We start from the raw sequence: 14793 nt of genomic DNA, 5'->3' as shown, positions 1-14793 counted from the left end.
GGCCCGCCGCCCCGATGCCAGGGGAAAGCACCGGGACGGCGGGCGGGTCTCATCCGGTGACCATGCCTTCCGCGCGGTCCTCCGCCACCGCCTCGGGCGCGCGCTCCTCGGGCGGCCCGTAGCCGCCGCCACCGCCCGACTCGCAGCGCAGCACGTCACCGGCCTTGACGGGCAGCGCGTTGACCTTGAGCATGTGCCGTTCGCCCGGCGTGCCGGGGTTGAGCGTGACGTGCGGCGGCGCGCCGTCGGCGCCGCCCGCCAGGCCCCACGCGGGCGTCACCGACCGCTCGAACCACAGCGACAGCGAGGTGTCGCCGCAGAACTCGTACTCGCGCACCACGCCGTTGCCGCCCCGCCAGCGCCCCGCGCCGCCGGTGTCGGGGCGCACCTCGTAGCGGGTGACGCGGACGGGGAACAACGTCTCCAGCACCTCGATCGGCATGTCGCGCAGCGACCCGTTGACGTTGTTGATCAGGCAGCTCTCGCCGTCGCCGCCCTCCCAGGCGCCCCAGCCGCCGACGGTGGCCTCCTGGGAGACGTACAGCTTGCCGGTGCGCGGGTCGGTGCCGGTGAACTGCACGATCATCGAGTCGCCGTACGACGCGGCGGCCGCCTTGCCCGGCAGCACCGGCGCCAGTGCCCTGACCACCAGGTCGATGAGCAGCCCCAGGTGGGAGTAGTAGTACTGGCAGGCGGCCGGCGACTCGGCGGCCAGCATCGAGCCCGGCCTGGTGCGCACCGACAGCGGCCGGAACGAGCCGCCGTTCAACGGCACGTCGCCGGAGACCAGCAGCTTGTAGCCGACCCGCACGGCGGCCACCGCCTGCGCGGCGCCGCAGTTGACCGGGCCGGTCGCCTGGTCGGCGCAGTCGGTGAGGTCCACGTGCATGCTCTCGCCCGACACCGTGACCGCCACCGTGACCGGCAGCGGCGTGTCCAGGTCGATGCCGTCGTTGTCGAGGAAGCCCGAAGCCCGGTAGACGCCGTCGGGGATGGCCGCGATGGCCGCGCGTTCCATGCGCTCGGTCTGGGCGAAGATCTGCTCGCGCGCCTCGGCGAGCGTGGCGAGGCCCCACCGGTCGACGATCTCCTTCAGCCGCCGCTGCCCGGTCATCGCGCAGCTCACCTGGGCGCGCAGGTCGCCCAGCGTGGCGTGGGGGAAGCGCACGTTGCGGGCGATGAGCTCCTGCAGGTCACGGCAGGGCTCGCCGCCCTCGTACACCTTGACGGGGCCCATCCGCAGGCCCTCCTGGAAGATCGAGGTGGAGTCCATGGAACCGCCGGGGTCCTTGGAGCCGACGTCCAGCCAGTGGGCGCGCGACGCGGCGAACCCGGCCAGCTCGCCGCCCGCGAAGATCGGCCCGTAGACGGTGACGTCGTTGAGGTGGGTGCCGCCGATGTAGGAGTCGTTGAGCACCCACACGTCGCCCTCCCGCCACACCTCGGGCCCGTACAGGCGCTCGGTCTCGCGGGTGCACACCTCCAGGTTGCCGAGGAAGATCGGCAGCCCGGACGACTGGCCGAGGACGTTGTGGTCGCGGTCGAGCAGCGCGACCGCGCAGTCCTTGGCCTCGTAGATGACGGGGGTGTAGGAGCTGCGGATGAGGGTGGTGTTCATGTCCTCCGCCGCCTGCAGCAGCGCGCAGCGGATGATCTCGGTGGTGACGGGGTCGATCACGTGTTCACTTTCATGATGAGGAAGCCGTTGTCGTCCACGCTCGCCAGGCAGCCGGGCGGGACGACCGTGGTCGCGGTCTCCTCCACCACGATCGCCGGCCCGGCCAGCTCGCCGTCCAGGCCGGCGCGGCGCAGCACGGGGGTGCGGTGCACCTCACCGTCGAAGATCACATCCCGTACGCCGATCTCCTGAGGCGCCTCGGCCCCGGCCGCGGGGGCGGCGGTGCGGGGGAAGGAACCGAACCCGGTGCTGCGCAGCATCACGAACTCCACCGGCGCCTCCGGGGTGGCGTGCCCGTAGCGGCTCGTGTGCGCCTCGGCGTAGCGGGCGGCCACGCACTCCAGGAACCCGGCCTGGGCGGGCTCGGTGGCGTCGCGCAGCGGGATGGTCAGCGTGTAGTCCTGGCCCTCGTAGCGCATGTCCACCGCGTGCTCCACGCGGCGCCGCTCCTCGGGCACGCCCTGCGCGTCGAGGGCGTCGAGCGCCTCCCGCTCCAGGGCCACCAGCCGCTGCGACATGTCGCCACCGTCGAGGACGTCCCGCGGCCGGAAGTACGGGTCCGTCAGGTCCCTGCGCACGTCCGCCTCCAGCATGCCCCAGGCGGAGAACGCGCCGGGGAAGCGCGGCACGACCACCTCGGAGATGCCCAGCTCCCGCGCGATGAACGCGGCGTGCATCGGCCCCGCACCACCGAAGGCCACCAGCGCGAACTCGCGCGGCTCCACCCCGTGCTCCACCGTGAGTGTGCGGATGGCCTGCGCCATCTTCGCGTTGGCCACCGCGCAGACGCCCTCGGCCAGCTCCAGCGGGTCCAGCCGCAGCCGCCCCGCCAGCTCCGCCACCGCCGCCCCCGCGGCCTCGGCGTCCAGCGTCATCAGCCCGCCCGCGAACCAGGCGGGATCCACCCGCCCGAGCGCCGCATTCGCGTCGGTGACGGTGGCCCGCGTGCCGCCCCTGCCGTAGCAGGCGGGCCCGGGATCGGCGCCCGCCGACTCGGGGCCGACGCGCAGCGCGTCCGCCTCGGCGTACGCGATCGAGCCGCCGCCCGCGCCGATCGTGTGCAGGTTGACGATCGGCATCAGCACCGGATGGCCCTCGATGCTCGCCTCCGCGCTCACGTCGGGCCGGCCGTCCACCACGAGCGACACGTCGAACGAGGTGCCGCCCATGTCGATGCAGATCGCGTTGTCGCGGCCCAGCAGCCGGGCCGCCGCCACGCCGCCCATCGTCCCGCCGACCGGCCCCGACAGCAGCGTCTGCAGCGGCCTGCGCATCGCGTACGAGGCGTTGACCAGCCCGCCCGACGACTGCATGACGTGTACCGGCACGCCGAGCCCGCGCTCGGAGAAGCGCCGCTCGATGCCCGCGAGGTAGCGCCGCACCACCGGCCCCGTGTACGCCTCCAGCACCGCCGACGAGGTGCGCTCGTACTCGCGCCACTCGCGCGCCACCTCGTGCGAGAGCACCACGAGCACGTCGTCGCCCAGCTCCTCGCGCAGGATCCGGCCCGCCCGCAGCTCGTGGTCCGGGTTGACGTAGGAGAACAGCAGGCACACCGACACCGCGTCGAACCCCTCGGCCCGCGCCCTGCGGCCCGCCGCGCGTACCGACTCCTCGTCGAGCGGCTGCAGCTCGCGGCCCCGGTAGTCCAGCCGGCCGCCCGCCTCCATCACGTCGCGGCGCGGCACCAGCGGCTCCGGCTTGCGGTAGCGCAGGTCGAACATGCGGTCGCGGTTGCCGCGCGCGATCCGGTAGACGTCACGCGCGCCGCCGCTCGCCAGCAGCAGCACCCTCGCGCCCTTGCGCTCCAGCAGCGCGTTGAGCCCCTGGGTGGTGCCGTGCACGAAGAACGAGATCTCCGACGGGTCGTCCATCACCCGTCCGAGCGCGGCGAAGACGCCCTCGGCGAGGTCTCCCGGCGTGGTGGGCGCCTTCGAGGCGGTGACGGCACCCGTCGTGTCGTCGTAGCAGACGACGTCGGTGAAGGTGCCGCCGATGTCCATGGCGACGCGATAACTCATGTGCCGCACCGTACGCGGAAGCCCGCGCCGCCGTCCTGTGCGTCCCGCACACCCGCCACTCCGCACCCGTGCACCCCGCACCGCCCCTCAGGCCGGGGGCGAGGATGGGGGTGCTGGGAAGGCCGTCACGCTCCCGATCGGAAGGCGGGGGCCTCGCTCGCCGCGCCCCTCGTCAGGCGGGCGTGCGGGGGAGCATGGCCGCCACCTCGAAGCGCAGCAGGGGGTCGGCGCGGAGCTCTGCCGCGAGCGCCAGCCTCAGCGCGGTGCGGCAGGTCTCGTCGTCGGGCTTGGCGCCCGCCACCCGGCCGATCACCTCGCGGGAGGCGGCGTCGCCGCGGCCGAAGACCCGCTGCAGGATGCGCGCGCCCCTCGCCATCTCCGTGTCGGCGGCCAGCTCGCGAGTCCTGGCCAGCACGCCGGTGCCGTAGGCGTCGATCGCCGCCGTCACGTAGGGCATGACGGCGGTCGCGGTGTCGTTGGGACTGTCCATGAGACCCCTCCCGGTCCTGACGACCTGACGGCATGTTAGCTCTCGCCGGGGCCGCGCGGCGGGGGACTACCCTGTCGGATGTGCCAGCCCCGTACCTCACCCTGAACACCGTCGTCGAGCACGAGACCGAGGCGCGGCGCTCGCGCTTCATCTGCGCGCTGGCCCCGGCGCGCAGCGTCGACGAGGCCGCCGCGTTCATCGCCGAGCGCCGCAGGCTCTACTCCGACGCCACCCACAACTGCACCGCCTACGTCATCGGCGAGCGCATCCAGAAGGGCGACGACGACGGCGAGCCGGGCGGCACCGCGGGCACACCCATGGTGCAGGCGCTGGTGGGGCGGGGGTTCAGCGACATCGTGGCAGTGGTGACCCGCTACTTCGGCGGCACCCTGCTGGGCGCGGGCGGGCTCGTGCGCGCCTACGGCTCGGCCGTCACCGAGACGCTCGACCGGGCCGAGCCGGTGCGGATGGTGCCGGCCAGGCTCGTCCACGTCGCCGTCGCGCACGACCAGGCCGGGCGGGTGGAGAACGACCTGCGGGCCTCCCGTCACGCGGTGCGCGACGTGACGTACGCGGGCGAGGTGACCTTCGCCGTCGCGGTGGGGGAGGACGAGGTGGCGGCCTTCACCGACTGGGTCGCCACGCTGACGGCCGGCCGCGCCCGCGTCGACCTCGGCGACCCCCTCCACGTCCCCGCCTGACCCGGGCGGTCAGCCCTCCAGGGCGTACTGCATGACGCGGAACTTCGCCTGGGCCTCGGCCAGCTCGGCGGCCGGGTCGGAGTCGCCCATGATGCCGCCGCCCGCGAACAGCCGGGCCCGGCGGCCCTGGACGAGGCCCGAGCGGAGCGCGATGCCCCACTCGCCGTCGCCGTGCGCGTCGATCCAGCCGACGGGACCGGCGTAACCCGCGCGGTCCATGCCCTCCAGCTCGCGGATGACCTGGATCGCCGTCGAGGTCGGGGTGCCGCCGACCGCCGCCGTCGGATGCATGGCGGCGACCACGTCGAGCACGGATGCCCCGTCGGCCAGCCGCCCGGTGACGTGGCTGGCCAGGTGCTGCACGTTGGGCAGCATCAGCAGCTCGGGCTCGTCGGGCGTGGTCAGGGACGAGCACAGCGGGGCCAGCGTCTGGCGTACGGAGGCGATCGCGCACTCGTGCTCGTGCCGGTCCTTGGCCGAGGCGAGCAGCGCGGCGCCGCGGGCGAGGTCGTCGGCCGGGCCGGTGCCCCTCGGGGTGGTGCCGGCCAGCACCAGCGACTCGATCTCCTGCCCCGTGCGGCGGATGAGCAGCTCGGGTGTGGCGCCGACGAGCCCCGCGACCGAGAACGTGTAGCACTCGGGGTAGCGGGCGGACAGCCGCGACAGCAGCAGCCGCACGTCGATCGGCCGTTCGGCGGTGGCGACCAGGTCGCGGGCCAGCACCACCTTCTCCAGCTCGCCCTCGCGGATGCGCTTGGCGGCCTGCGCCACCACATGCTCCCACTCGGGCGCGGACAGGCTGCCGTCGCCATAGCTGATGCGTCCGGGGTCGCGGATGGGTGTGAACCTCTCCAGCGGCGACTCGCCGACCGTGGTCAGCCACGCCCGGCCGCCCCTGCGGGCCAGCACGGCCCGGGGAACCACCAGCACGGAGCCGTGGGCGTCCTCGTCGAAGGTGAAGCTGCCGAAGGCGACCGCCCCGGAGCCCGGCGTGCGTACGGAGTCGTCGACCTGCGCCTCACCGAAGACGGTGGCCAGCCACTTGCGGGCCCAAGCGAACCGTCCTGGCCCCGGAGGGACGGCCACCCTGGCGGCCTCACCCCATCCGACGAGGCCCTCTCCGTTCCTGACCCAGGCGTAGGGGGCCGTGTGGGGGAGGGACGCCAGCAGGTCACCGGGGTCGCCTACAGGGGTGGTGCGAACCGGCAGCGGGCGGGTTGTTCCGAGCGCGACACTCACTCAAGACACTCTATGCGGGAACTGAACACGTTCGACTCGGACCCCCGTGAATGCATTGTTACCCGTCAAGAACCGGGAAAGAACCGGCCGCCGCCCGCTGTTGTGCACCGCCCCGGCCGGCCCCCGCTGTCAAGCCGCCCTATGAAGATGGTCCTGAACAGGCAGTACGCGCCTCGAGATCGTGGCAGGCCGGTCATCGCGTCCCTACCTTGGTGCCCATGATCGCTCGCCTGGGCTCCGTGCTCGCCGCCGCCGTCGTTCTCACCGCCTCGGGCACGGCCGTGCGGGCCGCCCCCTTCGCCCAGCCCGTGCCGCAGGTCATGGCCGCGCTCGGCGACTCCATCTCGACCGGGTTCAACGCCTGCGGCTGGTACGTCTCCTGCACCGCCCGCTCCTGGTCGTCCGGCGACAACAAGGACGTCAACAGCCACTACCTGCGCCTGTCCGAGCTGTCTGGAACGCTCCAGAAGAACAACCTGAACTTCGCCAAGCCCGGCGCGACCAGCGCCGACCTGCTCGGCCAGGTGAAGAAGGCGGTCGAGGCCAAGGCCGACTATGTGACGATCCTCATAGGCGCCCAGGACGCCTGCGTCCGCACCGAGCAGCAGATGACCCCGGTCGCCACCTACCGCCGCCGCGTCGACGCCGCCCTGGCCGAGCTGCGCGCCGGCATGCCGGGGGCCAGGGTGTTCTTCGCCAGCGTTCCCGACCTGCGGCGGCTGTGGCAGGTCGGCAAGTCCAGCGCTCTGGCCAGGACGTTCTGGGGCGCCGGCCGCATCTGCCAGTCGATGCTGGACAACCCCGCCTCCACCCGCCGCGCCGACGACCAGCGCCGGGCCAGGGTGCGGGCCCGCGTCATCGCCTACAACAGGGCCGCCGCCGCGGCGTGCGCCGCGTACGGGCCCGGCTGCCGCACCGACGGGGGAGCGGTGTTCTCCTACCCGTTCACGCTGGAGCACGTCAGCCGCTGGGACTACTTCCACCCGAACTCGGAGGGACAGCGGGTGCTGGCCGAGCAGACGTACCGGCGGGGCTTCCGCTGGCTCGACCCGCGCTGACCTACCGGCACTGCTTCAGCATGATCTTCTTGTCGGCCGGGCGGACCGGCACGTCGTACTTGAGCGCGACCTGCGCGAAGCGGGTCACGTAGGCGCAGCGGATGCCGCGTCTCGGGGGCAGCCAGCTCGCCGGCCCCGAGGCGTCCTTCTGCTCGTTGGCGTGCCCGTCCACGGGCAGCAGGTTGAGCGGGTCGTTGGCGAAGTCGAGCCGCTTGGACATCGACCAGCGCGGCGCGCCCATCCGCCAGCCGTAGTTGAGCGGCACCACGTGATCGACCTGCACCTCGTCGGCGTTGTCCTTGTGCCAGTGGATCACCCGGCCGGTGTAGGGGTCGGTCAGCTCCATGGAGACGACCTCGCAGTCGGAGCCCTTGCGGTACTTCACGTTCCGCCCGTCGCGGGCCAGCAGGTCGTCGCGGGTGCGGCAGCCGTTGCGGGCGTACGGGACGCCCATGGCCGAGTCGGCCCAGTTGCCGCCGTAGCGGGTGCGGGCGTAGCCGGTGTTGGGGCCGAAGCCCTTCGTGCGCAGCCGTTTGATGATCCCGCGTGCCTCGCCCTTCTCCGCGTCCGAGATGATGGGGGCCAAACCGGGCAACGTGCCGCTGACGTTGCCCAGCGGGCTGGCCGCGGTGGCGGGCGGGGTTCTGGCAGTGCCGACGAAGGAAGCGACGATGATGGCTCCGGCGAGGACGGCGATGGCGTCCTTGGTGCTCAAGCAGACCTCCATGAGCTCCGGGTTGTCTAGAGAGATTCCCGGCGCGCGGTATTTCGACACGGGGAGGGTTATGTGACTGATCGTCCCATCGATCCTGACGTCGATCTTCACGTCCCCGCCCAGCGCGCCGAGCTCCACTGGCCGGTCATCGCGGTGATCGCGGCCGGCGGGGCACTGGGGGCGCTGGCCCGCCACGGGCTGCAGGCCCTGTTGCCGACGCCGCCCGGCGGGTTCCCGTGGTCGACGTTCCTCGTCAACGTGTCGGGCTGCCTGCTCATCGGGGTGCTCATGGTGGTCATCACGGAGGTCCGCACGGCCCACCGGCTGGTGCGGCCGTTCCTGGGGGTGGGGGTGCTGGGCGGCTACACCACGTTCTCCACGTACGTGGTGGACGCGCAGCGTACGGTCGCCGCCGGCGCGCCGGTGACGGCGCTGGTCTACCTGGCGGCCACCATGGCGGCGGCGCTGCTGGCGGTCGCCTCCGGCATGTGGCTCACCCGCCGGGTGGCCGGAGGGCGAGCCCGATGACGGTGCTGCTGATCGTGATCGGGGCGGCCGTCGGGGCGCCGCTGCGCTACCTGGCGGACCGGGCCGTGCAGGCGCGGCACGAGACCGCCTTCCCCTGGGGGACGCTGAGCGTCAACGTCGCCGGGTCCGCGCTGCTGGGCTTCCTGGCCGCGCTGCCCGCGGAGGGCTCGGTGATGGCGCTGGCGGGCACGGGGTTCTGCGGGGCGCTGACGACGTACTCGACGCTCGGGTACGAGACGGTCCGGCTGGCCGAGGAGGGCGCCCGCTTCCATGCGATCGCCAGCGCGCTGGCCAGCGTGGTCGCCGGTCTCGGCGCCGCCTACTGCGGTATGGCCGTCGCCCAGGCCCTGGCCTGACCGCCCGGTTGTTTCCGCCCAGGCCCTGGTCTGACCGCCCGGTTGTTTCCGCCCCGGCCGTGCCCGTGAGGCGCGCTCCGGGAGTTAGCGTGTAAGCACGTAATCATCTCCTGGAGGGCGTGATGGCGGATCCCCTCGACGCCTACTCTCGCGTCGTGTCGTCCGTGGCGGCCGAGGTGCTGCCGAAAGTGGCCAGTGTGCGGGCCGGCCGGGGGAGCGGGTCGGCGGTGGTGTTCACCGCCGACGGGTTCCTGCTGACCAACGCGCACGTCGTCGGCACCGCACGGTCCGGCACCGTCGCGTTCGCCGACGGCGGTTCCGGCGGGTTCGAGGTGGTCGGCCGCGACCCGCTGTCGGACCTGGCGGTCATCAGGGCGCAGACCCCCATCCCGCCGCCCGCCGAGCTGGGCGACAGCGACGACCTCGTGGTGGGGCAGCTCGTGGTGGCCGTCGGAAACCCGCTCGGGCTGGCCGGGTCGGTCACCGCCGGTGTGGTGTCCGGTCTCGGCCGCTCGCTGCCCGCCCGCAGCGGGGCCGGCATGCGGCTGATCGAGGACGTCATCCAGACCGACGCCGCACTCAACCCCGGCAACTCGGGCGGCGCACTGGCCGACGCGCAGGCGCGGGTGGTCGGCATCAACACGGCCGTCGCAGGGGTCGGCGTCGGCCTGGCCGTGCCGGTCAACGCGACCACCAGGTCCATCATCGCCGCGCTCATCAGGGACGGCCGGGTCAGGCGGGCGTTCCTCGGCCTGGTGACCTCGCCGGCGCCGCTGCCCGAGCCGCTGCGCCGGCGCACCGGGCAGGACGGCGCGCTGCGCGTGGTCGAGGTGGTGCCCGGTTCGCCCGCGCAACGCGCCGGGCTGCGCGCGGGCGACCTGGTGCTGAGCGCGGGCCGTACCCCGGTGGGCGACGCGCAGAGCCTCCAGCGGCTGATGTTCGCCGACGCCATCGGCCGCCCGCTCCCCATCACCGTGCACCGCAACGGCGCTCTGGTGGACGTCATCGCCGAGCCGGTGGAACTCACCGGCACCGGCGTCTGACCGCAGGAGGCCGGCGGCGGCTTCGGACCTCCCGGCGATCGTGCGCTGCCTGACCGTGCGCTGCCTGACCGTGCGCTGCCTGACCGTGCGCTGGGCGTTCGGGAGCCCCTGACGGTGGCGGGCCCCCGCTACCACCCCTGCGAGCTCACGTGGCGGTGGGCGATGCCGGTTGCCGGGCGGCCACTTGTCTGCGGTAGCGGGCCTCGCGGTGGGTCAGCAGGTCGGCGAGGAGCTTGTCCCACTTCTGGCCGATCACGTGCACGTCGTACTTCTCCGCCTTCTCCAGCGCCCCCGCCGCCAGGTCACGCCGCAACTGCTCGTCCTCGATGACGCGGATGATCGCGGCCGCCAGGTTCGCGTTGGTGCGCGGCTTGACCAGCAGCCCGTCCGCCTCGTTCTTGATCATCTCCTTCGGCCCGTGCGGGCTGTTGAAGCTGACGATGGCCAGCCCCTTCGCCATGGCCTCCAGGATCGTCATGGGGAAGCCCTCATGACGTGAGCTCATCACGTAGATCGACGCCTTCTCCAGCTCGGCCCCGACGTCGGTGGTGGGCCCCGGCAGCTCGACCTTGCCCTCCAGACCGGCCTCCGCGATCTGCCTGGCCAGGTTCTCCTCCTGCGGCCCGGCCCCGAAGATGCGCAGCTTCCAGTCGGGGTGCGCCTGCGCGACCGTCTCCCAGGCGGTGATCAGCCGGTGGAAGCCCTTGATCCGGGTCATCCTGCCGACCGCGACGGCCACCTTGGCGTCGAGCTTGGACACCTCGCCGCTCATCGGCGGCACCGCGTTCGGGATGCGCACCAGCTTGCGCGGCGCCTTCTTCAGCGTGTCCTGATAGTCCTTCAGGTCCGCCTTGGTGAGCGTGACCAGCGCGTCCAGGCGGCGGTAGCGCCACTTGATCAGCTCCTGCACCGGCTCCGGCTGGGTGGCCAGGGCCACGTGCTCCTGCCCGATCGTGATGACGCCCGGTGGCGCTAACTGGGCGACCGCGAGATTCAGCCCGGGACGGGTGGCCATCAGCACGCCGTCGTCCAGCGAGCGGATGAACCGGGCCAGCTTGAGGTCGGTCCACAGATTGAACCGGTGGTACGCCGACTCCTCCTTCGGGATCAGCCGGCTAGGCAGCTTCGACAACATCGCGCGTACGGGGTCGTGCCCGGGGTTGAGACGATCGTCCAGATAGCGGAACGTCACCCGCGGGTCGACCGGGAAGAACGGCTGCTCGGCCTCCTTCAGGACGGAGACGATCTCGACCTCGTGCTCGTCGGCCAGGTGACCGGCCAGGTTGAACACGGTCCTGATCGTGCCGCCCATCCCGTGCGCGTGCAGGAGGAGGATGCGGATCCGCCTGGTCGAGGGCGGCGGCGCGGTGCGTGCCTTGCGCCGGTCGTACCCCCGATACAGCCGGACCATCGCCGACTTGCCCTTGCGTGCCAGTGCGCGCACCTGTCATGTCTCCTATCAGCGTCAAAAAAGCTGGACATACACATCGCCGGTGGTGAGGGCGTCAGCCTCACCACCGGCTCGGTCGTGCTCGGCGGGATACGCGTCCTTCATCCCCTGTGCGCTTTCCCCACCTATGATCATTAGACGCCGGGGAGGTGACTAAGGTTGCATTCCGGGCCGGTGCCGGGGGTCCGGGGTGTGCGGCGGATGCTCGGCGAGCAGCGCGAGAGCGGTGTCGATGGCCGTCTCCAGCTGCGTGTCCACGCCTCTCGCGTAGTCCTGCGGGGTGATGTCCACCTCGATGTCGGGATCGGTGCCGTAGTTCTCCACCTGCCAGCCCACGTCGTCGAACGCGAACGAGAACTCCGGCTGCGTCGTCACCGTCCCGTCCGCGAGCTGGTGGCGCGGCCAGATGCCGATCACGCCGCCCCACGTGCGCCTGCCCACCAGCGGGCCCAGGCCGAGCAGCTTGAACGTGTGGCTGAAGATGTCGCCGTCGGAGCCCGCCCACTCGTTGGTGACCGCCACCAGCGGGCCGCGCGGCGACTCCGGCGGGTACGGCTCCGCGTCGCCCCACCGCGGGTAGTCGTAGCCGAGCCGCCGCCTGGCCAGCTTCTCCAGCAGCAGCGCCGAGACGTGCCCGCCGCCGTTGAAGCGCACGTCCACGATGAGCGCGTGCCGGTCGTACTCGGCCAGGAAACCCCGGTGGAACTCCCCGAACCCCTCGGCCCCCATGTCGGGCACGTGCAGGTAGCCCACCCGGCCGCCGGAGCGCTCGTGGCAGCGGGCCCTGTTGAGGTTCACCCAGTCGCGGTAGCGGGCCGGGCGCTCGTCGGCGAGCGCGCGTACGGTGACCGTGAACATCCGCTCGCCGCGCCGCAGCGTCAGCTCGACCTCCTCGCCCGCCTGGTTGACCAGCCGCTCGTTCGGGGTGGCCGCCGTGCCGATCGGCGCGCCGTTGATCGCCAGCACCGCGTCGCCCGGCCGTACGTCGAGACCGAGCCGGTTCAGCGGCGAGGTGGCCTTCGGGTCCCACCGGTCGCCGGTCACGATCGAGCGGATGTGATAGACGCCGTCCCGGTGCTCCCAGTCCACGCCCAGCTTGCCCTGGCTGTAGTCGGGCCCTGGACGGTACTCGCCGCCGCTCTCGAAGGCGTGGCTGGTGGCCAGCTCGCCGTGCAGCTCCCACAGCAGGTCGGAGAACTCGCCGCGGGTGGTGACCCGGTCGACCAGCGGCTGGTAGCGGTCGTAGACGGCCGCCCAGTCCACGCCCGCCATGTCTTCGGTCCAGAAGTTCTCCAGCTGCAGCCGCCACGCCTCGCGGAACATCTGCCGCCACTCCGCCTCAGGGCAGACCGGCACCTTGACCCGCGACAGGTCGATCCAGCCGCTGTCGCGCCCCGGCGTGTCGCCGTCGCCCGGCACCTCGCCGGCCTTGACCACGCGCAGCCGGTCGTCCGCGCGGTACAGCAGCGTGCGGTGGTCGCGGCCCAGCTCGAACGCGGTGACGCCCTCGGCGAACGTCTCGCTCTCGCCCTTGGCGAAGTCGAACAGGTGCAGCGTGCCGTCGCCCTCCAGCGGGCTGGTGAGCAGCAGCGCCTTGTCCTTGCGCAGCCCGGCCACCTGCTCGTAGCGGCCCTCCGGCAGCGGGAACGCGGTCACCCGGCCGGCCAGCCCGTCGAGGTCCACCCGAAGCGGCTCCTCGTGCTCTTCCTCTTCGTCGTCCTCGTCGTCCTTGTCCGTCAGCGGGTGCCGCCGGGGGACGAACGGGTCGGGCACGTCCGCGCGCAGCGCCACCGCGTACGGCCGGGTGCCCAGCGGGAAACCCAGGTCGAACTGGAGCTGGTCGTAGACCGGCGAGAAGACGCGCTGCCCGACGAAGTACAGGTATCGGCCATCCGGGTCGAAAGCCGGCATCGAGTCCTTCAGCACCGGCTCGCTGGCCTGCACCGTGCGGCCGGTCTCCGGGTGGTGCAGCTTGATCGCGGTGGTCTGGGCGTTGAGCGGGCTCGCGTACGCCAGCCACCGCCCGTCCGGCGACCAGGCGGGATCCTCCGGCGCGCCGTGCGGGTTGGCCTCCACCAGCACCGACCGGCCCTGGGACAGGTCGAGCAGGTACAGCTCGTGGCGGTGGTTGACGATCGCCACCCGGTCGTGTGCCGGGTCGGGCACCAGCTCGTTGATCCGCCCCAGCCGTGCCACCTCGACCCCGGCCCCCGCCCCCGCACCTGCGTCCCCCCTCGTGTCTGCCCCAGCACCCGCGTCCGCCCCAGCACCCGCCCCAGCACCCGCCCCCGCAGCCGGGTCCGCCCTCGCGCCCGCCCCCGCGTCTGCTCCTGCGCCCGCCTTCGCCTCCCGGGCGGCGCTCGCGCCGGCGTCGGCCGGCTCCAGGACCACCAGGCGCTCCTCGTCGCCGTCGTCGCTGGCTGCCGCGATGAGCCTGACGCCATCGTTCAGCCAGGTCAGGAAGCGGTAGCGGACGCCGTCGGTGGAGCCGTGCCGCCGCACGGGGCCCTCCCAGTTCGCCATCGCGTACGCCTTGCCGCGCGTCGTGAGCGCCACCGCGCTGCCGTCGGGGGCGAGGGTGGCGCTGTCGAGGAACTCGGCGGCGTCCACGAACCTGCGGTTGCGCTGCGTCCTGGAGCTGGCCAGCCGCACCTCCAGCCGGCGCGCACGCTCGCCCGGCTCCAGCAGGTACAGGTCGGCGCCGGCGTGGTAGACCAGGCGATGCCCGTCGCCCGACAGGTTACGGGCGTAATAGTCGTCGTGATGGGTGTGCTTGCGCAGATTGTCACCGTCGGGGGTGCACGAGTAGACGTTGCCGACGCCCTCGTGGTCGGAGATGAAGCACACCCGGCCGTCGCTCCAGCAGGGCGAGGCGAGGTTGCCGGGCAGCCGGATCAGGCGGCGGAACTCGCCGTCGCCGCGCGGGTCGATCCACAGGTCGCCGACCGTGCCGCCGCGGTAGCGCTTCCAGCGGGCGGGGTCGGCGGTGTTGCGGCCCAGGACGATCATGCCGCCCGGAGCGTACGCGATCGAGTTCGCCGGCCCGTACGGCAGCCGCTCCGGCACCCCGCCGGGCGCCACCCGGTGCAGCCACTTGCGGCCCTCGAAGGGCTGGCCCTGGTCGCTGGCGTACAGGATGCGGCCGTCCAGGTCCCAGCCGGTCACCGTGCAGCGGGCGCCGTGGAAGGTCACCCTGCGGGCCGCGCCGCCGCCGGCCGGCATCACGTACACCTCTTCAGGACCCTCCTCGCGCCCCACGAACGCGAGCTGGTCGCCGCGCGGTGAGATGCGCGGGTAGCCGGCCTCGGCCAGCCCCGCGGTCAGCCGGAACGCCCGTCCGCCCTGGGCGGAGACCATCCACAGGTCGTCCTCGGCGGCGAACACCACCACGTCCTGGAACACGGCGGGGAAGCGCAGGTAAGCCGACATGAGCGCAGCTCCACAGTCGATCGGACGGTCGAGGCCCCCAGCCTCGGCCGTCCGATCAGCTCACCGGACGGGCAGCCTGGGAGGG

The 14793-nt window shown here is 72.8% G+C and carries 12 protein-coding genes; 5 read left to right on the top strand and 7 right to left on the bottom strand.

Annotated elements, in window-relative coordinates; translation table 11 throughout:
* Positions 1-49: 49 nt before the first annotated feature.
* From ACFFR3_RS06520 to ACFFR3_RS06510, 3 genes are all read right to left on the bottom strand, one after another.
* Positions 50-1678 carry a hydantoinase B/oxoprolinase family protein gene (locus tag ACFFR3_RS06520; protein ID WP_345385524.1) on the bottom strand — a complete coding sequence of 543 codons (1629 nt, stop codon included), beginning with the start codon at positions 1676-1678 and terminating at the stop codon, positions 50-52.
* Positions 1675-3699 (bottom strand): hydantoinase/oxoprolinase family protein, encoded by a 2025-nt coding sequence (locus ACFFR3_RS06515; RefSeq protein ID WP_379482759.1) that lies wholly within the window; start codon positions 3697-3699, stop codon positions 1675-1677. Before ACFFR3_RS06515 ends, ACFFR3_RS06520 begins: the two co-directional genes overlap by 4 nt.
* A gap of 172 nt (positions 3700-3871) precedes the next feature.
* A complete protein-coding gene (locus tag ACFFR3_RS06510; protein WP_345385518.1) occupies positions 3872-4189 on the bottom strand; it encodes a hypothetical protein in 318 nt (105 codons plus the stop codon).
* A gap of 80 nt (positions 4190-4269) precedes the next feature.
* On the opposite strand from ACFFR3_RS06510, the gene ACFFR3_RS06505 reads away from it, so the two are divergent.
* Positions 4270-4890, top strand: coding sequence for a YigZ family protein (locus tag ACFFR3_RS06505; protein WP_345385516.1), 621 nt, complete (start codon positions 4270-4272; stop codon positions 4888-4890).
* A gap of 9 nt (positions 4891-4899) precedes the next feature.
* Here ACFFR3_RS06505 and ACFFR3_RS06500 read toward each other — a convergent pair whose 3' ends face one another.
* Positions 4900-6129 carry an isochorismate synthase gene (locus ACFFR3_RS06500; protein WP_364379630.1) on the bottom strand — a complete coding sequence of 410 codons (1230 nt, stop codon included), beginning with the start codon at positions 6127-6129 and terminating at the stop codon, positions 4900-4902.
* Positions 6130-6347: 218 nt separating this feature from the next.
* Here ACFFR3_RS06500 and ACFFR3_RS06495 point away from each other — a divergent pair, with 218 nt between their 5' ends.
* Positions 6348-7187 (top strand): GDSL-type esterase/lipase family protein, encoded by an 840-nt coding sequence (locus ACFFR3_RS06495; protein ID WP_379482758.1) that lies wholly within the window; start codon positions 6348-6350, stop codon positions 7185-7187.
* A 1-nt stretch (position 7188) separates the two neighbouring features.
* Here ACFFR3_RS06495 and ACFFR3_RS06490 read toward each other — a convergent pair whose 3' ends face one another.
* Positions 7189-7902, bottom strand: coding sequence for an HNH endonuclease family protein (locus tag ACFFR3_RS06490; protein ID WP_379482757.1), 714 nt, complete (start codon positions 7900-7902; stop codon positions 7189-7191).
* A 72-nt stretch (positions 7903-7974) separates the two neighbouring features.
* Between ACFFR3_RS06490 and ACFFR3_RS06485 the strand changes: the two genes are divergently transcribed.
* From ACFFR3_RS06485 to ACFFR3_RS06475, 3 genes are all read left to right on the top strand, one after another.
* A complete protein-coding gene (locus ACFFR3_RS06485) occupies positions 7975-8430 on the top strand; it encodes a FluC/FEX family fluoride channel (protein ID WP_379482756.1) in 456 nt (151 codons plus the stop codon).
* Positions 8427-8786: a fluoride efflux transporter CrcB gene (gene crcB, locus ACFFR3_RS06480; RefSeq protein ID WP_379482755.1), complete on the top strand. Its 360-nt coding sequence runs from the start codon at positions 8427-8429 to the stop codon at positions 8784-8786. Before ACFFR3_RS06485 ends, crcB begins: the two co-directional genes overlap by 4 nt.
* Before the next feature lie 122 nt (positions 8787-8908).
* The gene (locus ACFFR3_RS06475) at positions 8909-9829 is read left to right on the top strand and encodes a S1C family serine protease (RefSeq protein WP_345385503.1); all 921 of its coding nucleotides are present in this window, start codon (positions 8909-8911) and stop codon (positions 9827-9829) included.
* Positions 9830-9974: 145 nt separating this feature from the next.
* On the opposite strand, the gene ACFFR3_RS06470 is transcribed toward ACFFR3_RS06475, so the two are convergent.
* Together ACFFR3_RS06470 and ACFFR3_RS06465 are read right to left on the bottom strand one after the other, a co-directional pair.
* Positions 9975-11273 carry a glycosyltransferase family 4 protein gene (locus ACFFR3_RS06470; protein ID WP_364379644.1) on the bottom strand — a complete coding sequence of 433 codons (1299 nt, stop codon included), beginning with the start codon at positions 11271-11273 and terminating at the stop codon, positions 9975-9977.
* A gap of 159 nt (positions 11274-11432) precedes the next feature.
* Positions 11433-14708 (bottom strand): S41 family peptidase, encoded by a 3276-nt coding sequence (locus tag ACFFR3_RS06465; RefSeq protein ID WP_379482754.1) that lies wholly within the window; start codon positions 14706-14708, stop codon positions 11433-11435.
* Positions 14709-14793 lie beyond the last annotated feature (85 nt).

This window comes from Nonomuraea salmonea, from assembly GCF_042428605.1.
Taxonomy (GTDB): domain Bacteria; phylum Actinomycetota; class Actinomycetes; order Streptosporangiales; family Streptosporangiaceae; genus Nonomuraea; species Nonomuraea salmonea.
The sequence above is the reverse complement of the archived record's forward strand: the minus strand, read 5'-3'. Positions and strand labels throughout refer to the sequence as shown.